This window comes from Stenotrophomonas sp. STEN035 (genome assembly GCF_056759935.1).
Genome location: NZ_JBRRDY010000048.1, coordinates 1 through 25,044, shown reverse-complemented (window position 1 = coordinate 25,044; position 25,044 = coordinate 1). Strand labels below are relative to the sequence as shown.

Annotated in this window: 24 protein-coding genes; 12 read left to right on the top strand and 12 right to left on the bottom strand. The window is 64.3% G+C overall.

The genetic code is table 11. From position 1 onward, the window contains the following. The first annotated feature begins 339 nt into the window (after positions 1-339). On the top strand, positions 340-978 hold the full coding sequence (locus tag ACVOLL_RS19005; RefSeq protein WP_296250408.1) for an RpiB/LacA/LacB family sugar-phosphate isomerase: 639 nt from the start codon (positions 340-342) through the stop codon (positions 976-978). A gap of 281 nt (positions 979-1,259) precedes the next feature. After that, positions 1,260-2,447, top strand: coding sequence for a GDSL-type esterase/lipase family protein (locus tag ACVOLL_RS19000; RefSeq protein WP_481514315.1), 1,188 nt, complete (start codon positions 1,260-1,262; stop codon positions 2,445-2,447). Between the two features lie 13 nt (positions 2,448-2,460). Here ACVOLL_RS19000 and ACVOLL_RS18995 read toward each other — a convergent pair whose 3' ends face one another. Continuing rightward, on the bottom strand, positions 2,461-3,249 hold the full coding sequence (locus tag ACVOLL_RS18995) for a hypothetical protein (RefSeq protein WP_481509261.1): 789 nt from the start codon (positions 3,247-3,249) through the stop codon (positions 2,461-2,463). 223 nt (positions 3,250-3,472) lie between these two features. Between ACVOLL_RS18995 and ACVOLL_RS18990 the strand changes: the two genes are divergently transcribed. After that, complete coding sequence (locus ACVOLL_RS18990; RefSeq protein WP_481514314.1) at positions 3,473-4,216, top strand: outer membrane beta-barrel protein; 744 nt, start codon at positions 3,473-3,475, stop codon at positions 4,214-4,216. Between the two features lie 46 nt (positions 4,217-4,262). Here ACVOLL_RS18990 and ACVOLL_RS18985 read toward each other — a convergent pair whose 3' ends face one another. Beyond that, positions 4,263-5,189, bottom strand: a complete 927-nt coding sequence (locus ACVOLL_RS18985) for a LysR family transcriptional regulator (protein WP_481514313.1) — start codon at positions 5,187-5,189, stop codon at positions 4,263-4,265. Positions 5,190-5,326: 137 nt separating this feature from the next. Between ACVOLL_RS18985 and ACVOLL_RS18980 the strand changes: the two genes are divergently transcribed. The 5 genes from ACVOLL_RS18980 (at position 5,327) to ACVOLL_RS18960 (ending at position 9,758) form a co-directional block, all read left to right on the top strand. Next, entirely contained in the window at positions 5,327-6,037 is a 711-nt protein-coding gene (locus ACVOLL_RS18980; RefSeq protein ID WP_481514312.1) for a pirin family protein, read from the top strand. Between the two features lie 346 nt (positions 6,038-6,383). Continuing rightward, positions 6,384-6,764: a copper homeostasis periplasmic binding protein CopC gene (gene copC, locus ACVOLL_RS18975; protein ID WP_481514311.1), complete on the top strand. Its 381-nt coding sequence runs from the start codon at positions 6,384-6,386 to the stop codon at positions 6,762-6,764. Positions 6,765-6,776: 12 nt separating this feature from the next. Continuing rightward, entirely contained in the window at positions 6,777-7,673 is an 897-nt protein-coding gene (gene copD / locus ACVOLL_RS18970) for a copper homeostasis membrane protein CopD (RefSeq protein WP_481514310.1), read from the top strand. Between the two features lie 25 nt (positions 7,674-7,698). Beyond that, positions 7,699-8,391: a heavy metal response regulator transcription factor gene (locus ACVOLL_RS18965; RefSeq protein ID WP_481514309.1), complete on the top strand. Its 693-nt coding sequence runs from the start codon at positions 7,699-7,701 to the stop codon at positions 8,389-8,391. Then, positions 8,388-9,758, top strand: coding sequence for a heavy metal sensor histidine kinase (locus tag ACVOLL_RS18960; RefSeq protein ID WP_481514308.1), 1,371 nt, complete (start codon positions 8,388-8,390; stop codon positions 9,756-9,758). The genes ACVOLL_RS18965 and ACVOLL_RS18960 overlap by 4 nt, the downstream gene beginning before the upstream one ends. Before the next feature lie 18 nt (positions 9,759-9,776). Here the strand turns inward: ACVOLL_RS18960 and ACVOLL_RS18955 are convergent, their stop codons facing one another. From ACVOLL_RS18955 to ACVOLL_RS18935, 5 genes are all read right to left on the bottom strand, one after another. Next, positions 9,777-10,433 (bottom strand): DUF2894 domain-containing protein, encoded by a 657-nt coding sequence (locus tag ACVOLL_RS18955; protein WP_481514307.1) that lies wholly within the window; start codon positions 10,431-10,433, stop codon positions 9,777-9,779. Beyond that, entirely contained in the window at positions 10,433-11,083 is a 651-nt protein-coding gene (locus tag ACVOLL_RS18950; protein WP_481514306.1) for an OmpA family protein, read from the bottom strand. The genes ACVOLL_RS18955 and ACVOLL_RS18950 overlap by 1 nt, the downstream gene beginning before the upstream one ends. A 5-nt stretch (positions 11,084-11,088) precedes the next feature. Beyond that, complete coding sequence (locus ACVOLL_RS18945) at positions 11,089-13,176, bottom strand: DUF802 domain-containing protein (protein ID WP_481514305.1); 2,088 nt, start codon at positions 13,174-13,176, stop codon at positions 11,089-11,091. A 10-nt stretch (positions 13,177-13,186) separates the two neighbouring features. Further along, complete coding sequence (locus ACVOLL_RS18940) at positions 13,187-13,903, bottom strand: DUF3348 domain-containing protein (protein WP_481514304.1); 717 nt, start codon at positions 13,901-13,903, stop codon at positions 13,187-13,189. Positions 13,904-14,147: 244 nt separating this feature from the next. Continuing rightward, entirely contained in the window at positions 14,148-14,420 is a 273-nt protein-coding gene (locus ACVOLL_RS18935; protein ID WP_481514303.1) for a metal/formaldehyde-sensitive transcriptional repressor, read from the bottom strand. Positions 14,421-14,484: 64 nt separating this feature from the next. Between ACVOLL_RS18935 and dmeF the strand changes: the two genes are divergently transcribed. Next, positions 14,485-15,417, top strand: a complete 933-nt coding sequence (gene dmeF, locus ACVOLL_RS18930) for a CDF family Co(II)/Ni(II) efflux transporter DmeF (protein ID WP_481514302.1) — start codon at positions 14,485-14,487, stop codon at positions 15,415-15,417. A 212-nt stretch (positions 15,418-15,629) separates the two neighbouring features. Here the strand turns inward: dmeF and ACVOLL_RS18925 are convergent, their stop codons facing one another. Both ACVOLL_RS18925 and ACVOLL_RS18920 read right to left on the bottom strand, forming a co-directional pair. Further along, positions 15,630-16,265: a response regulator transcription factor gene (locus ACVOLL_RS18925; protein WP_481514301.1), complete on the bottom strand. Its 636-nt coding sequence runs from the start codon at positions 16,263-16,265 to the stop codon at positions 15,630-15,632. Then, positions 16,262-17,368 (bottom strand): sensor histidine kinase, encoded by a 1,107-nt coding sequence (locus ACVOLL_RS18920; RefSeq protein ID WP_481514300.1) that lies wholly within the window; start codon positions 17,366-17,368, stop codon positions 16,262-16,264. Before ACVOLL_RS18920 ends, ACVOLL_RS18925 begins: the two co-directional genes overlap by 4 nt. A 166-nt stretch (positions 17,369-17,534) precedes the next feature. On the opposite strand from ACVOLL_RS18920, the gene ACVOLL_RS18915 reads away from it, so the two are divergent. Continuing rightward, the gene (locus ACVOLL_RS18915; RefSeq protein ID WP_481514299.1) at positions 17,535-18,242 is read left to right on the top strand and encodes a DUF2306 domain-containing protein; all 708 of its coding nucleotides are present in this window, start codon (positions 17,535-17,537) and stop codon (positions 18,240-18,242) included. Positions 18,243-18,352: 110 nt separating this feature from the next. On the opposite strand, the gene phhA is transcribed toward ACVOLL_RS18915, so the two are convergent. Beyond that, positions 18,353-19,243 (bottom strand): phenylalanine 4-monooxygenase, encoded by an 891-nt coding sequence (gene phhA, locus ACVOLL_RS18910; RefSeq protein WP_481514298.1) that lies wholly within the window; start codon positions 19,241-19,243, stop codon positions 18,353-18,355. Positions 19,244-19,375: 132 nt separating this feature from the next. On the opposite strand from phhA, the gene ACVOLL_RS18905 reads away from it, so the two are divergent. Then, positions 19,376-19,858 carry an Lrp/AsnC family transcriptional regulator gene (locus ACVOLL_RS18905; protein WP_312371839.1) on the top strand — a complete coding sequence of 161 codons (483 nt, stop codon included), beginning with the start codon at positions 19,376-19,378 and terminating at the stop codon, positions 19,856-19,858. Positions 19,859-20,014: 156 nt separating this feature from the next. Here ACVOLL_RS18905 and ACVOLL_RS18900 read toward each other — a convergent pair whose 3' ends face one another. Both ACVOLL_RS18900 and ACVOLL_RS18895 read right to left on the bottom strand, forming a co-directional pair. After that, positions 20,015-21,043 (bottom strand): patatin-like phospholipase family protein, encoded by a 1,029-nt coding sequence (locus tag ACVOLL_RS18900; protein WP_481514297.1) that lies wholly within the window; start codon positions 21,041-21,043, stop codon positions 20,015-20,017. 327 nt (positions 21,044-21,370) lie between these two features. Continuing rightward, entirely contained in the window at positions 21,371-22,378 is a 1,008-nt protein-coding gene (locus ACVOLL_RS18895) for a TIGR00266 family protein (protein WP_481514296.1), read from the bottom strand. Between the two features lie 173 nt (positions 22,379-22,551). On the opposite strand from ACVOLL_RS18895, the gene ACVOLL_RS18890 reads away from it, so the two are divergent. Continuing rightward, the gene (locus ACVOLL_RS18890) at positions 22,552-24,855 is read left to right on the top strand and encodes a TonB-dependent receptor (protein WP_481514295.1); all 2,304 of its coding nucleotides are present in this window, start codon (positions 22,552-22,554) and stop codon (positions 24,853-24,855) included. The last annotated feature ends 189 nt before the right edge of the window (positions 24,856-25,044 follow it).

Sequence of the window (25,044 nt, the reverse complement as noted above, 5' to 3'; positions counted from 1 at the left end):
GCCAAAGCCAAAGCAGAAGCCAAAGCCAAAGCCAAAGCCAAAGCAGAAGCAGAAGCAGAAGCAGAAGCAGAAGCAGAAGCAGAAGCAGAAGCTAGAGGCAGAGCGAAAGGCAGAGCTAGAGGCTGAGCTAAAGCTAAAGACAACAACGGCTACAGCGATGGCAACGACCGTAGCAATAGCGAGCGGCGCCAGCCAAGCAGCAGACGCTAGCAGCACAGATTTCCCTTCTCCCGCTTGCGGGAGAAGGTGCCCCGAAGGGGCGGATGAGGGGAGCTCCTGCTTCTGCACTTGCTTCCACACCATCAACAACAACGTTTCCCCCTAATCGAGAGTCACGCAATGAAAATCGCATTGATGCAGGAGTTCAGCCAGGCCGCCAAGAATCCGGTGGTGCTGGAACAGCTCAACACCGTCGCCGCCGCACAGGGCCACGACGTGTTCAACGTTGGCATGGACGGTGACAACGATCACCGCCTGACCTACATCCACCTCGGCATCTGCGCCGCGCTGCTGCTCAACGCCAAGGCCGTGGATTTTGTGGTCGCCGGCTGCGGCACCGGGCAGGGCGCGATGATGTCGCTCAATGCTTGGCCGGGCGTGTTCTGCGGCTACTGCATCGAACCGACCGATGCCTTCCTGTTTGCCCAGGTCAACAGCGGCAACGCGCTGGCACTGCCGTTCGCCAAGGGCTTCGGCTGGGGCGCGGAAATCAACATCCGTTACATCTTCGAGAAGGCATTCGCCGGCGAACGCGGCCAGGGTTACCCGGCTGAGCGCAAGGAATCGCAGATGGCCAATGCTGGCATCCTGGCGCAGGTGAAGCAGGGCGCCTCCAAGGACTTCGTCGAAGGTCTGAAGTCCATCGACCAGGAACTGGTCAAGCAGGCCGTCGGTGGCGAGCGCTTCCAGAAGGCGTTCTTCGACAACGCGCAGGACGACAACATCGTCGCCTACGTGAAGAGCGTGCTGGGCAAGTAAGCCCACGCTTGCAGAAGCGCCCTTGCGGGCAGACAAGGGCGCCTGCGGGCGCTTTTGTTGTTTGTCGACATACGCGCGTATGCCTACGGGCACTCCGTGCAGCAGGATTCCAGCCCTTCTCCCCTTTCGGGAGAAGTTGCCCGAAGGGCGGAAGAGGGGAGGCGTGCATCGCACGCATGCTTCTTGGTACTGGAACTTATCAAGCCAGCGATCTCCGATCGCCCCCTCTCCCCAACCCCTCTCCCGCAAGGGGAGAGAGGCTTCAAGGCGCATAGCAACGAATGAAGACCTCAGCTTCTATCCTCATCCTCCTCAGCGCCTTTTCAACCAGTACCCAAGCCAACGAACCCACCCACCGCGTCTTCATAGCCGCAGACTCCACCGCCGCCAGCTATGGCCCGGAACGCGCACCACAAGCCGGTTGGGGTCAGGTGCTGCAGACCTGGCTCGACGACAGCCAATGGCAGGTGCGCAACCACGCCGTCGGCGGTCGCAGCACCCGCAGCTTCATCAACGAAGGGCGGCTGGATGCTATCGAGAAAGAGCTGCAACCCGGCGACGTATTGCTGATCCAGTTCGGTCACAACGATGCCAAGTTGGAAGACGCCACGCGCTACACCGATCCAGACAGTGACTATCAACGGTTCCTCTCGCGTTATATCGCCGCTGCACGTGCAAAAGGCGCGACGCCAATCCTGATCACCCCCGTCGCGCGTCTGCTCTACGACTTCGGCGCGCTGCTGGATACGCATGGCCGCTATACGCAGGCGATGAAGCATGTCGCCGCCGAACAGAACGTGCAGCTGATCGATCTCAATGCCAGTTCGATGGCGTGGATACGCGCGCTTGGCGAGCAGGGCGCCAAGCCCTATTTCATGTTCGTGCCCGAGCAGAACAAAGCCGATGGCACCCACTTCAGCGCAGCCGGCGCGACCGCGGTGGCCTGCCTGGTGATGCGCGGCTGGGTGGACATCGCGCCGCAACTGAAGCCCACGCTCAAGCGCGATATCGACTGTGGTGCGATCACTGCGGGGCAGGGCGTGGTGGCTTCCACGCCAAGCGCTGCCGCACCTGTTGTTGCAACGCCAAAGCAGGAGGCAGGCAATACCCACGGTTCACAGGTCGTTCGCGAACAGGACATCGGCCGCCAGCAACCTGGTCCGCACGGCGGTGCCGGTCCAACCACCGCTTACTCGTTCTTCGCCGCCGTAAGCGATCTGCCCTTCGTCATGCGCAAGCGTGTCCTGCACAAGGGTGCCGGCATCGGCCTGCACCCGCAGCACAAGGACGAGATCTACTACATCGTCAGCGGTCGCGGGCTGTACGTGCTGGACGGCAAGCAATACGACGTCGGCCCCGGCCACGCTCTGCTCACCCGCAGCGGCAGCAGCCATGCCCTGCAACAGACCGGCGAGGACGATCTGGTGGTGATGCTGGCGTATCCAACCTCGACGAACCACACGCGCTGAGTCGACTGCGTGCTCATTCTGGCTGTCGGGCCAATAACTCCCAATTGCGATCCGGTTCGAAACCGGTCTCCTTGAGGAAGTCAGAGAACGTGCGGTAAAAACCACCTGGTTCCGTAGTGTGTACGCCATCCCACTCAAGTTGACCGCAGGTCAAACAGATCTCCATGCGTTGAATCCGCTTTTTCCCGCGGAAAAATTCCAGGCGGTGGTGAGGGATGTAGGCGCACGCCGACACATACGATGCAACATGGGGTGACATCGCTGCCAGCCGATTCCGCAATCCAGAGACCTGCGCTTCGGAAAGCTCAACACGCTTGTAGCTTCGCTCTCGACTGGGTGGATCATTCGGGCCGGGTGTTGTTGGGAAGTCGGTTTCAAAAGAGTGTTCAACCAGTACGACGCGGTCGGCGTGTTCCAGTGCTGCCATGACTTCCGTGATAAAGGGTTGCCCCTGATCGTTGGGAACTTCATCGGCCAACGCATCATCCGGCAAGACTGCAGCAACGTCGGCCACGGGTGCCGGTTGCCGGGCGCATGCGCAGGCGAGCAATGCCGTGATGAGGATCAGTGATCGAATCATGGAAGGATTCCCGTTGTTGGTCTGTTTGTGCTGCCAGGGGGCTTGGGAGTGATTGCTATCGGTCAGTTGAGTGCAGAACCGCGTCGGCAGGACGGCAACGCCTTGGGGTGAGCGGTATTTTGAGCTGAGTTTAGCGGAGGGCGGTTGTTGGCCCAGCGATGCACTGATTGCGCGGCTCGCAGGCGATCCATGGCCCTGCGCCGCAGTGATCGGCTGCGACATCGTTTCCATACCGCTGTTTTATCGGCACCTGCGCGCAGGCCAAAGATGCCGCTGTCGGGCTGGCTTGACACGGCTCAGGGCCGCCCCCAATGTGCCGTCCCTAGGGGCTTCCGATCCAGACAAACGCCGGTTCTGCGCAAGCAGACGCGGGCGACGTGCGTCCTGCGGGCGTGGCGGTTCGGCTCAGGAAGAATGGAATACGCATCATCCAGGATGGAATCAGATGAAGAAGACCTGCATTGCCGCACTCGTTCCGTTGTTGCTGCTGACTGCCGGCGCCGCCGATGCGCAGTCCATTTCCAAGGGTTGGGCCGCTTACCGCGCCCAGCAGACCGCACCCGCCGCTGCAACGCCAGCGCAGCCTCCAGTGGCCGGCGTGGCCGCGCCGCAGGTGGCTTCCGATTCGCCCGTCGCACCGACACAAGTAGCGGCACCCGCAGCGGCTCCCGCGCCGCAGTGGGGTAGCACACAGTCCAGGAACGAGCAGCCGCAACAGGGCTTCTTCGTCGGCGTACAGGGTGGTGCTGGCTGGGTCTATGAGGATGCTGATCAGCGTGCAGTTTCCGCCAGCGCAGGCTATCGCTGGCAGATCGAAGATTTTGCCCAGGTGGGTATCGAGCTTGGCGCAGGCAAGCTGCGGGAAACGCGCGAGAAAGACTTTCTGGTGCCTGAGGTCAGGTTCACCAATATCGGCGCGAACGCGCGTTTCAGCTTCGGCAGGAACAGTGCCTGGTTCGGCACCGTGCGCGCTGGCTACTGGCGCGCGAAGTCGGATGATTACTGGGGCGAGGTCAGCACCGACGGCCTCTATGCAGGGGTGGGCGTTGGCCTGGACGTCAGCCGCCACTTCAACCTGCAGCTGATGTGCACCGGCTACCTGTACTCGGTGGACTACAACTACAACGACGAAGAGTACGAAGTGAATGGTGCCGACACCCTCACCCTGGGTGCGGAAGTCCGCTTCTGATTGCCAGCGAGCCGGTCGATGGAGACCGGCTTGACCTCTGGCTTCATCAGCTGGCTTGCCCAGGCGCCGCCCACGGTTCGCGTTCCAGGCGTTGTGCCAGGTAATCGATCAGCGCCTGTACCCGTGCCGGCCGATGCAGGCCGGGCGGGGTGATGATGCTCAATGCCAGTGGCTCCACCTTCCAGTCGTCCATGGCGGTCTGCAGGCGGCCATCGCGCAGTTGCTCCCAGACCAGGAACTCGGGCTGCAGGGCCAAGCCCAGCCCAGCCTGCAGGGCGGCATCGAATATCTCGGCATTGTTGGCCTGCAGCTGACGCGGCACGGTCTGCGCAAACTCGCCATGGCGCGGGTGACGGAAGCGCCAGGTGTTGCCGCTGCGGGTATAGCTGTATTGGAAGCCACGGTGCTGGACCAGATCACGCGGATGCGTGGGGCGACCATGTGCTTCGAAATACGCCGGAGATCCAACCAGTAGGATGCGTACCTGGCATAGCTGACGTGCGCGCAGGCTGGAGTCGGCAAGCGTGGAGATGCGCAGCGCCATGTCGAAGCGCTCGGCCACCAGGTCCACCATCTGGTCGCTGAGCTGGATATCCAGTTCCACATCGGGATGGGCTTGCATGAACGCTGGCAGCAACGGTGCCAGCCGCGATACACCAAACGACATCGGTGCCGCCAGCCGGATCAGGCCACGCAGCGCGGCCGAACGATCGGCTACTTCGGCTTCCACTGCCTCGCCCTCGTCAAGGATGCGTGCCGCCCGCTCCAGCGCGGCTTCACCGGCTGCAGTCAGTGACATGCGCCGCGAGGTGCGATGGAACAGGCTGGTGCCGATGCGCGTCTCCAGCCGGGTGATGGCCTTGGAGACGGTGGCCTGCGACAGCTGCAGCTCTTCGGCGGCGCGGGCGAAGGAGCCGGCTTCGGCAACCTTGGCGAAGATGGCCCAGGCTTCCAGGTCAGGCAGGCGGTTCATGGCGGCGGCTCGCAGGGCAGGGTGGGGCGATAATGTCATAAATGGAAAGAATGCATTTCCATACTTTCTATTCTCGGCATCGAGGTGCAGGCCTAGACTTTCCTCCATCGAAACCCCACCGCTTTCAGGAGAACGCCATGATTGAACGTCGCCCATTTGCCAGCCTTGGTGGAGCCAATCACGGCTGGCTCGATGCCAAGCACCACTTTTCGTTTGCCGAGTACCAGGACAGCAAGCGCATGAACTGGGGCGCGATGCGGGTCTGGAATGACGACACCATCCAGCCCGGCACCGGCTTCCCGCCGCACCCGCATGCCGAGATGGAAATCATCACCTATGTGCGCGAAGGCGCCATCAGCCACAAGGACGATCAAGGCAACCAGGGCCGTACCGAAGCTGGCGATGTGCAGGTGATGAGTGCCGGTACCGGCATCCGCCACGCCGAATACAACCTGGAGGCAGGCGTTACCAAGATCTTCCAGATCTGGATCTTCCCGGACCAGCGCGGTGGCAAGCCGTCCTGGGGCAGCAAGCCCTTCCCCAAGGGCGAGCGTTCGGGCCGCTTCATCACCCTGGCCAGTGGCATGGAAGGTGACGACGATGCATTGCCGATCCGCGCCAACGCCCGCGTACTGGGCGCTACGTTGAAGGCCGGCGAGAGCACCGAGTACCACTTCACCGACAGCAACCGCTACGGCTATCTGGTGCCGAACACCGGCAAGGTCGATGTCAGCGGCGTGGTGCTGGAGGCCCGCGATGGCGCTGCCATCACCGGCGAGACCAGCATCCGCATCACCGCGCTGGAAGACTCCGAGCTGGTGCTGGTGGATACCGCAGCGCTGCGGTAAGCAAAAACCGGGGTCAGAGTCGGGTTTCCATTTGCTCAAGCGGTGCTGCGGTACCCGGGCCGGGAAGCTGGTGATGCACCAGCTTCTCGACTCTCACAGGGGCAGTCTCTGTTTGTGGGAGCGGCGTAAGCCGCGAAGCTGACAGTGTTGAAGTCGTGAGCAGCAGTGTCACCTGGTGATGTATCTGCTTCGCGGCTTACGCCGCTCCCACAAACAACCCGTCTGCTCGCCGTCGATGTAGCCCGATGCCTGCCAACAGCGGTTCCTGACAGTTTCGTAATCTCCAGGTCAGGCCGCTGACAGCTCCCCGCGCCTAGCCTGAGCACCTCTCCTGCAGGTGCCGGTCATGTCACTACTTCGTCGCTTTTCTCTTTCCGCTGCCGCTGCGCTGCTGGCTGGCGTCTTCATGTCGGCCACGGCAATGGCGCATCCGCGTGTGCTCAGCTCCAGCCCTGCTGCCAACGCTGCGGTTGCCGCGCCAACCCAGATCGATGTCACCTTCAGCGAAGGCTTGCTGGCACGCGGATCGCGCGCCGAGTTGTTCATGGGTCATGGCCGCTTGTGGATGAAGGTGGCAGTGGCGCCTGCGCAGCTACTTGCCGATGGCCGCACCCTGCGCACCGTGCCCAATGCACCGCTGGTGCCGGGCAACTATCGCCTGCAGTGGCGTACGGTGGGATCGGACAGCCACCCGATGAGTGGCAAGATCGATTTCAGCGTCAAGTAAGCAGGCCGGATGATGTCGGAGCCCTTTGTCTACGCGCTGCGTTTCCTGTTGTATGCGGACCTGATGCTGCTGTTCGGCGTGCCGCTGTTCGCGCGTAGTCAGCGACTGGCACCGCTACTGGGCTGGCGTAGTTGGGGCGTGCTGTTGGCGATCGTTGGATTGGCGATGGCGCTGTTGGATGCAACTTTGCGTGTCTCCACCTTGCTGGACATCGCGCCGGATGCACTGGGTGTAGATGATCTGGCCTGGTTCATCGGTGCCACCACTGCTGGTCGCGCCGCCCTGGTGCGCGGCGCGGTGCTGGCCTTGCTGCTGCTCCTGTTGCTGCCACGGCGGCAGCACCCGCGCCGGCTGCTGCCACAGGCAGCACTGGCCGCCATCGCGCTGGCCAGTCTTGCGTGGAATGGCCATGCCGCTGCCGGCGAGTACCTGCAGGGCTGGTCGCGGCTGGCGGCAGGCATCATCCACCTGCTTGCTGCCGGTGCGTGGTTGGGCGCCATCGTGGCCTTGTTGGGCCTGCTATGGCGAAGCCAGCAACAGCCACAAGGTGAACGCGCAGCGGCGCTGTTGGCCGGCCTGCGCGGCTTCGCGCTGCCTGGTACGGTCATCGTCGCGCTGCTGACCATTACCGGCAGCATCAGCTACATCGACCTGGGCGGTAGCATCGCCAGTCTGACCGGCACCACCCATGGGCGTTTGCTGTCGTTCAAGCTGCTGCTGGTGGCTGGCATGTTGCTGTTGGCAGCCTTGCACCGCTGGCGACTCGTGCCAGCCCTGGCTGCGGCCTTGCAGACCAGAGCAGCGCATCCATTGCGCGCGCTGCGTCGCAGCCTTGCGTTGGAAGCATTGCTGGCGCTGCTGGTGCTGGCATGTGTCGCCGTACTGGGTACGCTTGACCCCACCGCTTGAGCCATCGCTGCTTCGAGGACCCGCAATGAAGTTGTTGATCGTCGAAGACGAACCCAAGACCGGCAGCTATCTGCGCCAGGGGCTCGAAGAGGCCGGCTATGTGGTGGATCTGGTCGCCGACGGCGTGGACGGGCTGCACCTGGCCAGCAGCGGTGACTACCAACTGCTGATCCTGGACGTGATGTTGCCAGGTATGGACGGTTGGAATGTACTGGCACGGCTGCGTGATGCCGGCAATCCGCTGCCGGTGCTGTTCCTGACCGCGCGCAGCAGCATTCCTGACCGCGTACAGGGCCTGGAGCTGGGGGCGGACGACTATCTGGTCAAGCCCTTCGCCTTCGTCGAACTGCTGGCGCGTGTACGCACCTTGCTGCGACGCGGCCAGGTTCAGCCGCAGGCAGAGCGCATCGTCATCGCCGATCTGGTGGTGGATACCCTGCGCCGCCGCGTGCAGCGCGGCGAGCGCCGCATCCAACTCAGCCAGAAGGAATACGCCTTGCTGGAACTGCTGGCGCGGCGCCGTGGTGAAGTGCTGCCGCGTTCGCTGATCGCATCGCAGGTGTGGGACATGAACTTCGACAGCGACACCAATGTCATCGATGTCGCGGTACGTCGGCTGCGGGCCAAGATCGACGATGATTTCGCCGACAAGCTCATCGTCACCGTGCGCGGCATGGGCTATGTATTGGAAGCCCCAACCGCCGGTGATGATGCGTGACCCGGCGGCGTTCCACCGTCTGGCAGCTGACTGCGCTGCTGGCCACGATCAGCGTGCTGGTGATGGCGGTGCTCGGCATCGCCATCGACCAGGCGGTGCGGCACAACTTCAATGCGCTGGACCGCGCCGAGCTGGAGAACAAGGCGGCATTGATCAGCGATATGGCGGCCACCGTTGCGCCGCCGGAACTCGGCCAGCGGCTGGGCGAAGCGCTGGGTCATCATCCGGACATCGCCTTCTGGATCGGTGACGCCGATGGCAGTGCGCTGTTCTCCACCGCGCCACCAACGTTGCTGTCCTATGCGCAGCAGCACCCGCCGACGGCACAGCTGCGACAGCAACTGTGGCGCCTGCCTGATGGCAATCGCTTCGTCGTCCTGCATTTGCGTCAAGTACAGCAGCAGGGCCGTCCGTTGACCTTGTTGCTGGCGATTGACGGTGCGCGCCACGCGCCGTTCCTGCGTGGCTTCCATCAGCTGCTTGCGGCCTGCATCGTGCTGGCGGCGCTGGCCAGCAGCCTGCTCGGTGGCTATGTGGTGCGGCGCACGTTGCGGCCGCTGCAGAGCCTTGCCGATGAAGCCAAGCAGATCACCACCGAGCACCTGGACCGACGTCTGTCAGTGGGCGCGGCGCCGGCCGAGCTCGATCACCTCGCGCAGACCTTGAACAGCATGCTGGCGCGGCTGCAGAACGATTTCGTGCGCCTGTCCGAGTTCTCCGCCGACCTCAGCCATGAGTTGCGCACGCCGATCACCAACCTGCTCACCCAGGTGCACGTGGTGTTGGCACAGCCGCGTGACAATGCGGCCTATCGCGATGCCTTGGGCTCCTGCGCCGAGGAGATGCAGCGGCTGTCGCGCATCGTTGCGGACATGCTGTATCTGGCCCAGGCCGAAACGGTGGACGCCTTGCCAACCCGCGAGCGCGTAGCGCTGGGCAGTCTGGTGGATGCGTTGCTGGAGTTCTATGGCCTGCTGGCCGAAGACAAACAAGTGCAGCTGCAGCGCGACGGCGATGCCGATCTGCAGGGCAATCGTTTGATGATCCATCGTGCCGTCGCCAACCTGCTTTCCAATGCCATCCAGCATTGCCCGCCGGGCGGCGCGGTGCAGATCCGCATCCGCAGCAGCGATGGGCGCTGCAGCATCGAGGTCAGCAATCCCGGTGCGCCGATTCCTGCCGATGTGTTGCCGCGACTGTTCGACCGCTTCTACCGCGCAGATCGTTCGCGCGGGCGTGGCCATGGTGAGGGCGCAGGCTTGGGTCTGGCGATCACCCGTGCCATCGCCCAGGCGCATGGCGGGCAGGTGCAGGTGGTATCCACTGCACAGGGCACGGTGTTCAGTCTTCAGCTGCCGCTGGCATGAACGGTGTGCGGTGGAGCGCTAAGCTTTCTTGCGTTTGCCTGCGCCCGTACGCGCTGGCTTGCGGGTGCTTGCAGCGCGGCCAGTGTTGCTTTGCGGACTGCTGGCGCCAAGTTGCTCCATCCACGTCAGCACATCCACGTAGGCGATGAAGTGCTGCAGATACTCTGGTGACAGCTCCTGCATCAGCGCCATCGCACGATAGGTGAGCACACTGGAGTTCAGCGGACCGGCATCTGCTGGCAACGAATCCAGACACTGGCGCAGCAGACTGTCGATGCGGATGCGGCTCCACAGCTGCTGGAACTCATCCAGTGCTGGCATCAAGCTAGCTTCGGTGCTATCGCCAGTGTCGCTGTCGCCGGCTGCCGCGTTGGAGGTGCTTAGCGGCAACTGGTATTGCAGCGGATCTGCCTCCAGCTGCTGCAGCAGCAACTGCAGAGGACTTTCGGTTCCGGTCTGTGCTGGCGGCTCCGCGACTTCAACGGCAACCAGCTGCGCATACGCGTCGGTCAGCTGCGACAGGCGTGCATCCAACTGCTCCCGCACGCTGCCCGCATAGCGTTGTGCGCGCTGCGCCAGCGCCGCGATCAGCGCGAAACGCGGCGGATCGAAACGATCGGCTCCGCTCTCGCGCCATGCCTGCAGCTGTGCCAGTGCTGCCGAATCAGCGGGCATCACTGGGCGGCATCGGACTTGCCGTCCTGCTTGGGACGCGGAATCGGCGCGATCTCGACGCGGCGGTTTTTCGCGCGGCCAGCTTCGTCATCGTTGCTGCTGACTGGCTGCTCGGCGCCGAATGCAGCGGCAAATACCGACTGCGAAGGAACACCGTCGGCGATCAGGGTGCGGGTGACGGTGAGCGCGCGCGCGGCGGACAGCTCCAGGTTGTCGGCGAAGCGGCCATGGACCACACGCACGGGCTGGTTGTCGGTGAAGCCGCTGACCATCAGGATCTCCTCGCGTGCGCCCAGATAGTCGCGCAACGGCGCGGCGATACTCTGCAGCAGCTCGCGCCCTTCCGGTTGCAGCTGGTCGGAGTTGAGCGCGAACAACACGCTGCCACTGATGCCGATGCGGCCATTGATCACAGTGACGCGGCCAGCCGCCAGCGGTGCAGCCAAAGCCTGTTCCAAGGTCTTCAGCTTGGCGGTCTGTTCCTGGCGCTGCTTGACCTCCTCATCCAGGCGGTTATGCAACAGCAGCTGGATGCCGATCACGCTGGCCAGGATCAGCACGAAGGCGCCGAGCAGCACTGACATCAGGTCGCCGAATGCGGCCCAGGTGGTGGCGCTGGATTCGGCGTCGAACTCGATTTCGTCGCTCATCGCGCTCAGGCTCCGGCGTTGTCGCGGGCTTCGGCCAGCTGCTGCAGTTCGCTGATGATCTGCTTCTGCGAGAGCATGCTCAGGTCCACCACTTCGCGCGCCTGCGCGGCGTAGTAGGCCAGCTGCTCGTCGCTGCGGGTCAATGACTTGTCCAGCGCGCTTTCGATCAGTTGCAGGCGCTCATTCAAGGCCGCGGTGGATTGGCCGAACAGCTGCACGGCGCTGCCGAAGGCATCGCCCAGGCTGGCTATCTCCACCGCGCTGGCAGTGACGTTGGCGGCGGCGTGGTCGAGCTTGCTGGTCTCGCTTTCAAGCTGGGTGCTGAAGCGGCTGCCGACGCGTTCAAGCAGATCGGCCGAGGTGCTGACCAGTGCGTCGACTGCGCTGCGCTGCTCGGTCGATGCGTGGGTCACCGCGCCGAGCAGGGTCTCCAGCGTCGACAGCAGATGGCTGCGTTCTTCCAGCATGGCGGTGTCGCGGACCATGCTGTCGGACAGCTTCTGGCGCAGCTCGGCCACCACTTCGGCGGCGGCGCGCGGTGCTTCCGACGCGCTCTGCACCAGACGCGAGATCTCGGCGATGGTGTCGCGGGCCTGCGCCTGCTGCTGCTCGCTCATGGCCTGCGTGGTCTGCGCCAGGCTGTCGCAGATCTGCTGCTGGCGCTGCGCCACGGCTTCGCCATTGCGCTGCCAGCTGCTGTCCAGCGTGCCAACCATCGCCGTGAGTGCCTGCGACCACTGACCCAGACGTTGTTCGTCACGTTCGGCGAAAGCGTTCTGCAGTTGTTCGTGCGATTGCTGCAGCGCTGACAGCAGCGACTGTGCGTGTTGCTCGAATGCGGACGATGCACTCAGCAAGGCCTGCTCATTGCGCTGTGCAAGTTCGTGATGTGCATCATGCTGTTTTGCCAGCGCATCACGCCAGGCATCCGCAGTACGGCCGACGTTGTCTTCCATGCGCGCGGCGACGCCATCGATCAGGCTGTTGGAGCGCTGCTCGAAGGTGTTGCTGAACTGTGCAAGCGCCTGCTGCAGCTGTTCGTTGAGCGCGCTGTTGCTGCGCTGCTGCGCGTCCAGTGCATTGCTCCAGCTGCTGCCAGCGGTTGCTGCCGCACTCTGTACGGCGGCGTTGATGCCGTCGAGCTGTTTGTGCACGGCGCTGTCGATGCTGGCGTGCAGGGCATTGGATTTATCGGCGAGCCCGGCCATGGTGGCATCGACAACCGGTTGCAGCGCGGCGCCCACTGCATTGGCCTGCTGGGTAATGCCGGCCTGCATCGATTGCTGTAGCGATGCTGCCAGCTGCGTATAGGCCGCTTCGGTGCGCTGGTGGAATTCCTGCTGGCTGGCCTGCAGGCGTTCGTTGTTGGCCTGGTGCTGCTGCTCAAGGCTGCCCATCATCGCTTGCAGGCGCTCGACCAGGGTCGGCATCAACGCGTTCTGTTCCTGCAGCAGGCGGAAGGTCTCGCCGCGCTGGAAGCTCTGCGAATGCACGCGCAGCTGGCTGGCGATGCCGGCATCCAGTTCCTGCACGGCCTGCGCGCGCTCACGACGCAACAGCGCCGACAGCAGACCGAGTGCGGCCGAGCTGGCAACACCGGCGATCGAGGTGCCGAAGGCGAAACCCAAGCCCTTGACCGGCGCGGCCAGCGAACTGCGGATTGCATCCAGATCGGTAGCGCTTTCCAGCGCCAGACCGGTGCCGCGCAGGGTGGCCATCATGCCGAGCAGGGTGCCGAGCATGCCCAGCAGCACCAGCAGGCCGACCAGATACGGGGTCAGCGCAGGTGCGGGCAGGCCGACGCGCTCGCCCTGTACGCGCAGCCGCACCGGACCACGCAGGCCCGGCTGCAGGCGGCTGAGCCAGTCGTCGAGGTTGTCTGCCGCTTCGCCGATGACCGGCAAGGCCTGCTGCAGGGTGCTGGTGGCCTGGCGGTAGCTGAACAGTTCAACCGCGCCGGCCAGATAGCAGGCAGCGATGATCGCCGCGACCACTGCGGCCAGCGGATGGGTGCCGGCATAGCCGACGCCGATCCAGCACACGGCCAGCAGGCCAACGAGGAAGACAACGACTGCAACGAGGTTTCTGGACATGAGGTACGGATTACCGGGTGCGTAGCGCTGCGAGCAGGCCATCGATGGGGTGGAAACGGACATCCAGTTCGGCCAGCAGCGCGATGCGCAGGTCTTGCCGGAACGTGACCAGCCAGGGGCCAGTGGGTGCCGCGGTGGCATCCGATGCGGCGGCATCGGCTGGGTCGTGCGCGGCTGCAGCGAGCAGCCGTTGGTAGTGCAGGCCGAGCAGCACCGGCACATGCGAAAGCAGGCTGTGTTCGCGCGGGCTGAGGGTGGCTTCCATCACCGCGTCGACTTCGGCCAGACGCGCCTTGGCCGGCGATTGCCGCGCCAGCATGTCACGCAGGCGACCACGCAGGCGACCGCTGGCGGTCTGCATGGCGCGTTGCTGGTTCAGGTAATGCTTGCGGTAGGGGGCGAAGCCGGGTGGCAACTCGGCATCGGCCGGCGGCGGGTTGCGTGGCGGGCTCAGGTCGATCTCGGCCTGGATGGCCTCCACCAGCCTGGTTCGCGCTGTGGCGTATTCAGCATCCTGCGCCGCTTCGTAGTCCGCACCTGCTTCGGGCTCTGGCGGCGGGTTGTCCAGCGCCTTGGAAAGGGTGATGGCACGGTTCCAGTCGAACCACTGCGCCAGCCGCTCCGGCACCGCAGGCGCCGCAGGGGATGCTCCCTCGTCATTGAAGCGGGCCAGCAGGCGAATGAACGCCGGGCCCAGAACGGGCGCCCGTTCGGATGCTTTCGCCATGGTCCTGACTAAAAATTGGTCATTTTACATGCTGCGGCAAACCGCGCTCTGGCCCGGGTATTCAGGGCGGGGACCCTGTCGGCGCCTGTGCCCAGGCTCGCTCTTTGTGGGAGCGGCGTGAGCCGCGAAGCACGCACATCACCAGATTGCACAAGCACCAGTGGCCCCGGCGATGCTTGCTTCGCGGCTTACGCCGCTCCCACAAGAGAGCCGTGGCCGGATAACAAACGCGCCGTAGCCCGGCTCAGCGCGCATGGCGTTTGAGCAGTTCCAGCAGCAGCTCGGCCTCGGCAGCGCGCTTGGTTGGGTCCGTTTCGGCGACGACATGGTCACTCAGATGACCGGCCATTACCTCCAGCATCAGCCCGTGCATGGCGCCTTTGGCGGCGGCGATCTGCACCAGTACGGCGTCGCAGTCATCACCGCTCAGCAATGCCTGTTCCAGCGCCGCCACCTGGCCGGCGATGCGCCGCACCCGGGTCAGCAGTTTCTTCTTGTCACGTTGGATATGAGCCATGGCTGGCATCATATACCCCATGGGGGTATATGATCACGCCGACTTCCCGCCCCGTAGAGCTTCCATGCAACTCGCCGCACTCGCCCAATCCCGCCGGCACAGCCACGCCTTCAGCGAGGGCAATCCGATGGCGGAGAAGAACACCCGCCGCGCCATGGTGCTGACCATCGTGATGATGGTGGTGGAGATCGCCGGTGGCTGGTGGTTCAACTCGATGGCGGTGCTGGCCGATGGCTGGCATATGAGCTCGCACGCCTTGGCGCTTGGCCTGGCGGCGTTTGCCTATGCCTGCGCACGGCGCTACCGGGATGACCCGCGCTTTGCCTTCGGCACCTGGAAGATCGAGATATTAGCTGGCTACACCAGCGCGATCCTGTTGCTGGGTGTGGCGGCGATCATGGCTTTCGAATCCATCCTGCGGGTGTTCAAACCCAGCACGATTCATTACCAGCAGGCGATTGCAATTGCGGTGGTTGGATTGGCGGTGAACCTGCTGTGTGCGTGGTGGTTGCGCGATCAACATCATCATGGTCACGATCATGGGCATGACCACCACCATCACCACCACGATCTGAACCAGCGCTCGGCCTACCTGCATGTGCTGGCGGATGCGGCGACTTCGGTGCTGGCGATCATCGCCCTGCTTGGCGGCCTGTATTTCGGCGCCTCATGGCTGGACCCGCTGATGGGCATCGTCGGCGCGATACTGGTGTCGGTCTGGGCCTGGGGTTTGATCAAGCAGACCGGCGGCGTGCTGCTGGATGCGGAAATGGACGCACCGGTGGTGGCCGAGATCCGCGAGGCGGTCGAGCAGGGAGAGTTGCCTGCCCACATCAGTGACCTGCATGTCTGGCAGGTCGGCCGTGGCCGTTATGCCTGTGCGATGGAAGTAGTGACCGAGTCCGTGGTGTCGCCGGAGGTATTCCATCGCGCCTTGGCGATCCACGAAGAGATCGTGCACGTGACGGTCGAGGTGCGTAGCGCAGCCGCGCTGTAGTGCCGAGCCATGCTCGGCAGAGGCGTTACCGGTAACCCAGCTGTAGGAGCGGCTTATGCGGCGAAGCCGGCAATGCTGCAATTACCGATATGTTCGCAATCTGATGATTCATGGGCTTCGCGGCTGCCGTCGCTCCCACAAGCGCTGATGGATTGCGGGTGATGCCCCTGCCGAGCATGGCTCGGCACCACAGGTCGCGCACATGCAGAGTGCTAGATCACCCGCAGGGTGATGGCTTTCAACACCGCGCGGGTGCGGTCGCGGGTGTCGAGCTTGTCGAGGATGGTCGACACGTAGTTCTTCACCGTGCCTTCGGCCAGGAACAGGCTGCCGGCGATCTCGCGGTTGCTGTAGCCGCCGGCCATCAGCCGTAGTACCGCGACTTCCTTCTGGCTGAACAACTCCTTCGGCGCGTCATCGGCGTGGTAGCGATAGCGCTGCCGCACCGCATCGGTGCTCACCGGCTGCAACAAGGTCTGCCCGGCGATGGCGCGGCCGATGGCGTCATGCAGGTCTTCCGGCGCTGCATCCTTCAGCAGGAAACCCTGCGCACCGGCTTCGGTGGCACGCAGCAGCAGGTCGCTCTCGTCGAAGGTGGTCAGGAACACGCACGGCGTTTGATCGCCGCGCTCACGCAGAGCCTTCAATGCCTGGATGCCGTCCATGCCCGGCATGCGGATATCTGACAGGATCAACTGCACCGGCTGCTGCGGCAGTTGTTCGAGCAGGGCGTCGCCACTGTCGGCCTCGAACACGATGGTGATGCCGAGCTGCTGCAGCAGGGCGCGCAGGCCGGCGCGGATCAGGGCTTGGTCGTCGACCAGGGCAATGCGGGGGGAATCATTCATGCCGGCAATTCCACACGAATCTGCAGGGCACCGGAAGCGGAGCGTTGCAATTGGAAGTTGCCACCTTGTTCGTCCACGCGCTCGCGCATGCCGGTGAGCCCATTGCCGGCGCGTGGTTCGCCGCGCAGCTGGCCGTCATCTTCCATCGCCAACAGCAGTTGCCCGTCGCGGTGCCGCAGGGACACCTGCAGCACCTTTGCATCGCTGTGGCGAGCGCTGTTGGTCAGCGCCTCCTGCACGCAGCGCAGAATGGTTTCGGCCTTGGTGGTGTCGCTGAGCTGCACGTCTTCGTCCAGCTGCAGCAGCAGGCGCGGGCGTGGCAGGGGTGCGGCCAGGGCGTGCAGGGCGGTGTCCATGTCGAGCTGGCCGCTGTCGCGCAGGCAATGCACCACGGCGCGGATGTCGCCCAGCAGCTCGGCGGACAGCTGTTCGCACAGGGCCAACTCGGGCGCTGCATCCGTGCGGCCGGCAAGCGCGCGCAGGTGCAGGCGCAGCGCCGTGAGCTTGTGCCCGGCGACATCATGCAGCTCACGCGACAGCCGCAGCCGCTCCATGTCACGGGATCTTTCAGCGAGCAGGGCGCGGGTGGCCAGCAGGTCGGCGTTGACCTGTGCCAGCCGGTCGCGGGCCTGCTCGGCGCTGCGCGCGTAATGTGTGGTGAGCATGGCGAAGGCCTGGAAGCCGGCAAAGATCAGCACCACTGCGGCAGGATGGCTGTGGCTGCCACGCAGGACCAGGTACATGCCAAGGTTGACCAGCAGCATGAGCACCAGGGTGATACGCAATGGCCAACTCATCGCCACCTGCGCGGCCAGCATCACCAGCAGGGCGGGCGCCACGCCGCTGCTGGCGGCCAGGCGGATCACCGCCAGTGCGGCTAGAGCTTCGATCAGCAGCGCCACACTGCGTTGTGGCGAGGGGCGCTCGTAGCTGGCGGCAAACAGAAACGCGATCAGGAACAGCAGGGCACTGCCCCAACGCAGGGCCATCTGCTCGGCGGAGCCATAGGGCAGGGTGGCCGCTACCGCCAGCCAGGTCAGCAGGCCGGCGAGGTTGAGGGGGTGCAGCAGTCTGTGCCAGCGCGAACGGGGAGTGATTTCCATGCACACATGCTGGTGGGCGCAGGCCTCAGCGGCAAGGGGAGCAGAGCAGAAAGTGACTTCCGGCAGGGTCGATCAATGACTGCCGCGACTGCCGTGCGTACGCCCGAAAACGCACGCTGTGCACAGGCCATCGCATTCGCCGGCCACCACTGAAGAGATCGCTGTCATGCCCGGATATTCCCTGATCGTCGCGCTGCATGTGCTGGCTGGCGTGGTCGCCCTGGTCGGCTTCTGGTCGGCGGCGTTCATGAAGAAAGGCTCGCCGCGGCATCGCTTGCTGGGCAAGGTGTATCTGCTGGCGATGGCGGTGATCGTGGTTACCGCGCTGCCGATCACCGTCCAGTTCGCCTTCTTCCGCCAGCAGCCGTTGTCGGCTCTGTTCCTGGCCTATCTGATGGCGATCACTGGCAATGCGACGTGGCTGGCCTGGCGTGCGGTCACCGACAAGCGCGACTGGAAGAAGCTGGTGTCACGGCCGGGCTGGCATCTGGCGCTGTGGCCGATGGTGATCCTGGCCTTGGTGGTCGTGGGCACCGGCATCCAGCATCGCCAGCCCTTGTTCCTTGGTTTCTCGTCGATTGGGCTGTGGGTGGGCTGGCGCATGCTGAAGTTCGCCCGCCGTGGCCCGTCGCGTCCGGACTGGGCGTTCCGCCAGCATTACCAGTCGATCCTGGGTGCAGGCATCGCTACCCATGTGGCGTTCCTCGGCATCGGCATGCGGCCGGTATGGCTGTGGTTGCATGCGCACACCACGGTGCCGGCGCTGCTGATCGAGCTGTTCCCGTGGGCGGCACCGTTGCTGGTGGCGGTATTGGTTGGTGTTTACCTGGACCGCAAGTACGGCGGTCGGCGGGTGGCCAAGGCGGCGCAGTGAGTTGCGGGAGTTGGTGGCCCCGGGTGCGCTTCGCTTGCCCGGGCTAGGTGGGACGCAGACGAAGAAGCCGCCCTTGGGCGGCTTCTTCCATTGCAGCGATGTGAGCTGGCTCAGACGTCGCCGCCGTCAGCCCAGCCTTCACCGCTGCCGCGCTGGAACACCGTGTCACCTTCCTGCACATCACCTGCCGGCAGATGCTCGGCATCGGCCAGGCGTGCGTAGATCGGGGTGAAGTCCGGTTCGGTGGCGGCCATCAGCTGCTCGAAGCCATCGATGACGAAATAGCTCTTCTGGAAAGTGTCGATGCGGTAGCGGGTACGCATGATCCGCTCCAGATCAAAGCCAATCCGGTTCGGCGCGGCTGACTCCAGCGAGTACAGCGACTCGCCCTTGGAGGAGACGATGCCGGCGCCGTAGATGCGCAGGCCCTCGGCGGTGTTGATCAGGCCGAACTCCACCGTGTACCAGTACAGGCGGGTCAGGTTCTGCAGCGCGTCCGGGCCGATCGCATGGGCTTTGACGCCACCACGGCCGTAGGCGGCCATGTAGTCGGCGAACACCGGGTTCATCAGCAGCGGCACATGGCCGAACAGGTCATGGAACAGGTCCGGTTCGGCGATGTAGTCGATCTGGTCCGGGCGGCGGATCCACCAGGTCACCGGGAAGCGGCGGTTGGCCAGGTGATCGAAGAAATCGAGCTCGGGCAGCAGGCCTTCCACGCCGACCAGGGTCCAGCCGGTGGCCGCGCCCAGCACTTCATTGAGCTGGTCGAAGCGCGGAATCATGTGCTCGCTCATGCCCATTTCGTCCTGGGCATCGAGGAACTCCTGGCAGGCACGGCCGACCAGCAGCTCGCGCTGGCGCTGGTACAAGGTGCTCCAGGTGGCATGGTCGTCGGCGCTGTAGCCGTCCCAGGGCTGCTCCACCACGGCGGTGGTATAGACCGGCACGTAACCCTTGTCGGTCTGCTGGTGTTCGACGCGGCGTGGGTTGGCTTCCATGGCGGCAGCTCCTGAAGGGAATAGATAACCGCATGGTAGGAAGCCTGCCGCGCAACAGGTGTGCGTAATTGCGCTGTCAGCGGGTTATGACGCAATATTATTGCGTCCATTCAATGGTGCGGAGCAACAAAGATGGCGTCGGTGAATCTTGATCGCACGGATCTGCGGCTTCTGGTCGAAATCCAGCAGCATGGCCGCGCCACTAATGCCGAACTCGCGGCGCGGGTGAATCTGTCGCCGTCGGCCTGCTTGCGGCGGGTGCAGCGGCTGGAAGCGGAAGGCGTGATCGCCGGTTATGGCGCGCGCCTGGAGCCACGTGCGATCGGGCTGGGCCTGCAGGCCTTCGTGCGCGTGCAGTTGTCCAAGCACGGCCAGGCGGCGATCGATCATTTCGTGCAGGCGGTGCAGCTCTGGGATGAAGTGGTGGCCTGCCATGCGCTGACTGGCGACATGGACTATCTGCTGCAGGTCTACGTACGCGACCTGGACCACTTCTCGGCATTCCTGCTGGACAAGCTGCTCAACGCAGCCGGCGTGGCCGACGTCAATTCCAGCTTCGTGCTGCGCACGGTCAAGGAGTTCCGCGCCCTGCCGCTGTCGCAGCTGGGGCGGTAAAGAAGCGCCGGCGCGGCGGCTTGAAGCCCCTCTCCCGTGTACGGGAGAGGGGTTGGGGTGAGGGCGCTTTTGCTGTTGAGCTCTTGATCTGAAGATCTATCAGCTTCGCGGCTGACGCCGCTCCCACAAAAGCCTCTGCTGCCCTGCTGTTGATCCTCAACGCGCCGGCGCGCTGCAGTTCTTCTCGATGCCACGCAGCTTCTCGATGCGGCTGCGGCTGTCCTGACAACGCTGGTGTGCTTCGGCCTGTACGGCAGCGGCACGTGCGTCGGCATTGCGCGCGGTGGCGACACGCGCCTGCTGCAGGCGGGCAATACCAGCGCGGATCTGCGGCATCGCCGCCATCGCCGCCTTCTCGCCTTCGAGGATGGCGCGGCCACGCTGCTCGAAATCGGCTGCGCCGATGTCCAGCACCGCCGGGCGGATCACCACGTCGGCGCGTGCCAGTTCCTGCTCACCCAGGCGCTGGCCCATGATGGTGATCGACTGGCCCACTGCACCGAGCAGGCCGGTCGGGCGCTGGCCGGTGGCGCGGCTGGAGATATCCACTGCGATCACGAATTCGGCCCCCAGCTGCTTGGCCGCATCCACCGGCACCGGGCTGACCACGCCGCCGTCGACATAGCTCTTGCCGCCGATGATGACCGGCTCGAACACACCGGGGATGGAGCTGGAAGCCCGCACCGCCTGGCCGACATTGCCGCGCACGAATACCGCGCGCTCACCGGTTTCCAGCTGTGTGGCGACCGCGGCGAATGGCTTCTTCAGCTGCTCGGCGCGCTTGTTGCCGACCTGCGCGTTGACGTAGTCCTGCAGCTTCTGGCCTTGCACCAAGCCACCGGAGAACAGGCGGATATCGCGGATGCTGGCTTCATCCAGTGCGACCGCCTTCTGCTGCATCTGGAAGGCGTTCATGCCGCTGGCATACAGGGCACCGACCACGCTGCCGGCGCTGGTGCCGGACACCACCACCGGCTCGAAGCCATTGGCTTCCAACATCTTGATCACGCCGATATGGGCAAAACCCTTGGCCGCGCCGCCGCCCAGTGCCACGCCGATCTTGACCGGCCTCACCGGCGTGGTCGGCTGCACCGCTGCCGGCGGAGTGGGCTTGGTGTTCTCGCCGCCACAGGCTGCCAGCAGGCCAAACAAGGAGAGGGACAGCAGCAGTCGGGCGTTGCGCATGATGAACAGGGGGTATCGGAAAGGGCGCCAGCATAGCGCTTTGCGTCGGGAGGGCACGTGGCAGCAGGCGAAGTCGTTTAGGTAGGGCTGCGATTTGGGTTCAGTGCGCTGAGGAAAAGAGATCGCCATCCCCGCGTAGGCGGGGATCGCTCTGGGGCAGTGCCGATGCTGTTTGAAACCGTCATCCCCGCGTAGGCGGGGATCGCCCCTGCTTTTGAGGTCGCCGCTAGAGCAAAAGCAAGGGCAGGAGCGATTCCCGCCTGCGCGGGAATGACGAGCTAAGGAGCCAAAGCCCACGTTTACGCAGGGCTTTTCTCCTGTCAGCAATCAGAACTTGTTATCCCCATCCAGCAACCGACCCAGCCCACCCAGCACCGAGCCCTCGCCGCGGCTTTGCCCACCGCCCTGCGGTGCGGCGGCAAACATACGGCCTGCCAGGCGCGAGAACGGCAGCGATTGCAGCCAGACCTTGCCGGGGCCGGTCAGGGTCGCCAGGAACACGCCTTCGCCGCCGAAGAACATGCTCTTCAGGCCGGCCACGCGGCGCACGTCCATGTCCACGCCGGCGTGGTATGCGACCACGCAGCCGGTATCCACATCGATGCGCTCGCCTGCGGCCAGCTCGCGTTCCACCACGCAGCCGCCGGCGTGCACGAACACCCAGCCGTCGCCTTCAAGCTTCTGCATGATGAAACCTTCGCCACCAAACAGGCCGGTCATCACCTTGCGCTGGAAATGCACGCCGACCTGCACGCCACGTGCGCCGGCCAGGAAGCTGTCTTTCTGGCAGATCAGCTTGCCGCCGTGCTGGTCCAGCTTCATCGGGATCACCGTGCCGGGATAGGGCGCGGCGAAGGCGACCTTGGCCTTGCCGTTGCCGGTGTGGGTGAACACGGTGGCGAACAGGCTCTCACCGGTGATCACGCGCTTGCCGGCGGACATCAGCTTGTCCATGAAGCCGCCGCCCTGGCCTTCGTGGCGGCCGTCACCGAACACGGTGTCCATCTGTACCGTTGAATCCTTGAACATCAACGCGCCGGCCTCGGCAATCGCGCTTTCGCCCGGGTCCAGTTCGATTTCCACGAACTGCATCTCATGCCCGATGATGCGGAAGTCGATATCGTCAGCCTGGTTGCGGTTGCCGCCCATTGGCGGCGGGGGCGGGCCGGCCTGGCCGCCGAAGCTGGCGATTTCGGTCACCGCCTGCCAGCCCTGCATGCCCTGGCACCAGGCCAGTGCCTGCCGGTTGCCCTGGGCAAAGCGGCGTGCAGCCTCGTCGTCCATCGGGCCGACGCGGTCGGCCTGGCCGGGAATATGGAAATACCACTGGGTCATGACAAGTTGCCTGGGCGGGAAGTAAGCCCCCAGTCTATGCGGCGGAAGGGCTGCATACCCCTGACAGGCGTCATGCCGCTGAATACCTGAACGATTGCGATACGAATGCTGTACTGCAACAATTAAATGCTAGGCGCAGTTCCCCATTCCTCCTCAACAGGCCCACCTCCGCCATGTCCCCGACCCGTACCGTCCGCCGCCGCCTGCCGGCAGCGCATCCGCTGTTTGTCGCCGTTCTCGCCGTACTGCCACTCACCGCTGCCGCGCAGGATGCGACCCCGGCGCAGAAGGAGGCCGCCACGCTGGATGCGGTGAAGGTCACTGCTGCACGCAAGGTGGAGAACATCCAGGACGTGCCGGTGTCGATCAGCACCGTCAGCGGCGAGAAGCTCGACGCGCTGGCCTCCGGTGGTACCGACGTGCGTTACCTGTCCGGCCGCGTGCCCAGCCTGAACATCGAATCCTCGTTCGGCCGCGCCTTCCCGCGCTTCTATATCCGCGGCTACGGCAACACCGACTTCCGTCTGAATACCTCGCAGCCGGTCTCGCTGGTGTATGACGACATCGTGCAGGAAAACCCGATCCTCAAGGGCTTCCCGATCTTCGACGTGGAACAGGTGGAAGTGCTGCGCGGCCCGCAGGGTTCGCTGTTCGGCCGCAACACCCCGGCCGGTGTGGTCAAGTTCGACTCGGTGCGCCCGTCGCAGGAGTTCGAAGGCTATGGCAAGGTCGGCTACGGCAGCGACAACCTGTGGAACGTGGAAGCTGCCGTCGGTGGCGCACTGAGCGCGCGCTGGTCGGCACGTGTGTCGGCCCTGTATCAGCGCCGCGACGACTGGGTGAAGAACACCGGCACCGGCCCGAACGACGGCCTGGAAGGCTATGACGAATCGGCCGTGCGCGCGCAGTTCCTGTACGAAGGCGACAATTTCGAAGCACTGTTGGGCGCGCACAAGCGTCACCTCAACGGTACCGCGCGCCTGTTCCGCGGCAACATCTTCAAGAAGGGCAGCAACGACTTCGTGCCCGGCTTCGACGAGAACAAGGTCTCGATCGACGGCCTGAACCACTCCGAGCTCGACAGCAGCGGTGCCAATGCGCGCCTGAGCTGGGACCTGGGCAACTACAAGCTGTCCTCGATCACCGGTTACGAGACCGTCGATACCTTCAGCGTCGGCGACATCGACGGCACCTCCGGCCCGTACTTCACCGCTGACGTACCGTTCGCCTCGGAAACCGCCGATGGCATCCCCAGCCACTCGCAGTGGACCCAGGAGCTGCGTCTTGAATCGCAGAACGAAGGCCCGCTGAACTGGCAGGCCGGCGTGTTCTATTTCAAGGAAGACTACGACGTCGACAGCGTCAGCTACGACAGCACCAACGGCAGCAAGCAGGACGGCTTCCAGCGCATCAACCAGACCAATGATGCCTGGGCGGTGTTCGGCGGCCTGAACTTCCAGGCGACCGACAAGCTGGAACTGCGCGCCGGCGTGCGTTACACCGTCGACAAGAAGGACCTGAAGGTCAAGGATTACTGGAACACCGGCTTCTCGCCGTGCGTGCTGTCGGCCAAGTGCGATCTCGCCGGTCTGCTCGCCGCGCAGCAGGCGGCGTTCGCTGCCGGCGATGCGGTCGATCCCTACCTGTCGGCCTCGACCAAGGACAAGAAGTTCAACTGGGACTTCTCGGCCACTTACGCCGTCAATGACACCGTCAATGTCTACGGCCGCGTTGCCACCGGCTTCCGCGGCAGCTCGATCCAGTCGGCGGGTGCCTTCAACAACAAGACCGTCGCCGATCCGGAAACCGTGCTGTCCTTCGAGGCTGGTGTGAAGGCCGACTTCTGGGACAACCGTGCGCGTTTGAACGCCAGCGTCTACCACTACCGGGTCAAGGACCAGCAGCTGACCGCCGTGGGCGGCGCCGGCGGCAATGCGAACATCCTGCTCAATGCCGACAAGAGCGTAGGCCAGGGCTTTGAACTGGATCTGCAGGCCTACCTGACCGACAACCTGCTGGTCACCCTGGGCAGCGGCTACAACCACACCGAGATCAAGGATTCCGATCTGAGCGTGGCGCCGTGCTTCTCCTGCACCGTGACCAATCCGGTCGTCAACGGCAAGGTGCTGATCAACGGCAACTCGCTGCCGCAGGCACCGGAGTGGACCCACAACATGACCGCACGCTGGTCGCTGCCGCTGGCCGATGGTACGCAGCTGTATGTGTTCACCGACTGGGCATACCGCAGCGAAGTGAACTTCTTCCTGTACGAGTCCAAGGAATTCACCGGCAAGTCGCTGCTGGAAGGCGGCCTGCGCGTGGGTTACCAGTGGAACGACGGTGACTACGACGTGGCGCTGTACGGCCGCAACATCACCAACCAGATCCGCGCCACCGGTGGCATCGACTTCAACAACCTCACCGGCTTCATCAACGAGCCGCGTCTGTGGGGTGTGGAGTTCAAGACCCGCTTCTAAGCGCAGGTTTGTGTGATGTAACGCAGAAGGCGCGGAGCAATCCGCGCCTTCTGCGTTTCTGTAGTGCCGAGCCATGCTCGGCAAGAGGCGTTACCGATAGCACCGCCGAACAACCTGTGGGAGCGGCGTAAGCCGCGAAGCCCAGTGCCGATCCGACTGCGGTAGTGCTTGCGATTCAAGCAATGCAGG

Bases quoted from the DNA above. Each gene is read 5' to 3' on its own strand.
- ACVOLL_RS19005 (WP_296250408.1), top strand. From the start codon at position 340: ATGAAAATCGCATTGATGCAGGAGTTCAGCCAGGCCGCCAAGAATCCG.
- ACVOLL_RS19000 (WP_481514315.1), top strand. From the start codon at position 1,260: ATGAAGACCTCAGCTTCTATCCTCATCCTCCTCAGCGCCTTTTCAACC.
- ACVOLL_RS18995 (WP_481509261.1), bottom strand. From the start codon at position 3,249: ATGTCGCAGCCGATCACTGCGGCGCAGGGCCATGGATCGCCTGCGAGC.
- ACVOLL_RS18990 (WP_481514314.1), top strand. From the start codon at position 3,473: ATGAAGAAGACCTGCATTGCCGCACTCGTTCCGTTGTTGCTGCTGACT.
- ACVOLL_RS18985 (WP_481514313.1), bottom strand. From the start codon at position 5,189: ATGAACCGCCTGCCTGACCTGGAAGCCTGGGCCATCTTCGCCAAGGTT.
- ACVOLL_RS18980 (WP_481514312.1), top strand. From the start codon at position 5,327: ATGATTGAACGTCGCCCATTTGCCAGCCTTGGTGGAGCCAATCACGGC.
- copC (WP_481514311.1), top strand. From the start codon at position 6,384: ATGTCACTACTTCGTCGCTTTTCTCTTTCCGCTGCCGCTGCGCTGCTG.
- copD (WP_481514310.1), top strand. From the start codon at position 6,777: ATGTCGGAGCCCTTTGTCTACGCGCTGCGTTTCCTGTTGTATGCGGAC.
- ACVOLL_RS18965 (WP_481514309.1), top strand. From the start codon at position 7,699: ATGAAGTTGTTGATCGTCGAAGACGAACCCAAGACCGGCAGCTATCTG.
- ACVOLL_RS18955 (WP_481514307.1), bottom strand. From the start codon at position 10,433: ATGCCCGCTGATTCGGCAGCACTGGCACAGCTGCAGGCATGGCGCGAG.
- ACVOLL_RS18950 (WP_481514306.1), bottom strand. From the start codon at position 11,083: ATGAGCGACGAAATCGAGTTCGACGCCGAATCCAGCGCCACCACCTGG.
- ACVOLL_RS18945 (WP_481514305.1), bottom strand. From the start codon at position 13,176: ATGTCCAGAAACCTCGTTGCAGTCGTTGTCTTCCTCGTTGGCCTGCTG.
- ACVOLL_RS18940 (WP_481514304.1), bottom strand. From the start codon at position 13,903: ATGGCGAAAGCATCCGAACGGGCGCCCGTTCTGGGCCCGGCGTTCATT.
- ACVOLL_RS18935 (WP_481514303.1), bottom strand. From the start codon at position 14,420: ATGGCTCATATCCAACGTGACAAGAAGAAACTGCTGACCCGGGTGCGG.
- dmeF (WP_481514302.1), top strand. From the start codon at position 14,485: ATGCAACTCGCCGCACTCGCCCAATCCCGCCGGCACAGCCACGCCTTC.
- ACVOLL_RS18925 (WP_481514301.1), bottom strand. From the start codon at position 16,265: ATGAATGATTCCCCCCGCATTGCCCTGGTCGACGACCAAGCCCTGATC.
- ACVOLL_RS18920 (WP_481514300.1), bottom strand. From the start codon at position 17,368: ATGGAAATCACTCCCCGTTCGCGCTGGCACAGACTGCTGCACCCCCTC.
- ACVOLL_RS18915 (WP_481514299.1), top strand. From the start codon at position 17,535: ATGCCCGGATATTCCCTGATCGTCGCGCTGCATGTGCTGGCTGGCGTG.
- phhA (WP_481514298.1), bottom strand. From the start codon at position 19,243: ATGGAAGCCAACCCACGCCGCGTCGAACACCAGCAGACCGACAAGGGT.
- ACVOLL_RS18905 (WP_312371839.1), top strand. From the start codon at position 19,376: ATGGCGTCGGTGAATCTTGATCGCACGGATCTGCGGCTTCTGGTCGAA.
- ACVOLL_RS18900 (WP_481514297.1), bottom strand. From the start codon at position 21,043: ATGCGCAACGCCCGACTGCTGCTGTCCCTCTCCTTGTTTGGCCTGCTG.
- ACVOLL_RS18895 (WP_481514296.1), bottom strand. From the start codon at position 22,378: ATGACCCAGTGGTATTTCCATATTCCCGGCCAGGCCGACCGCGTCGGC.
- ACVOLL_RS18890 (WP_481514295.1), top strand. From the start codon at position 22,552: ATGTCCCCGACCCGTACCGTCCGCCGCCGCCTGCCGGCAGCGCATCCG.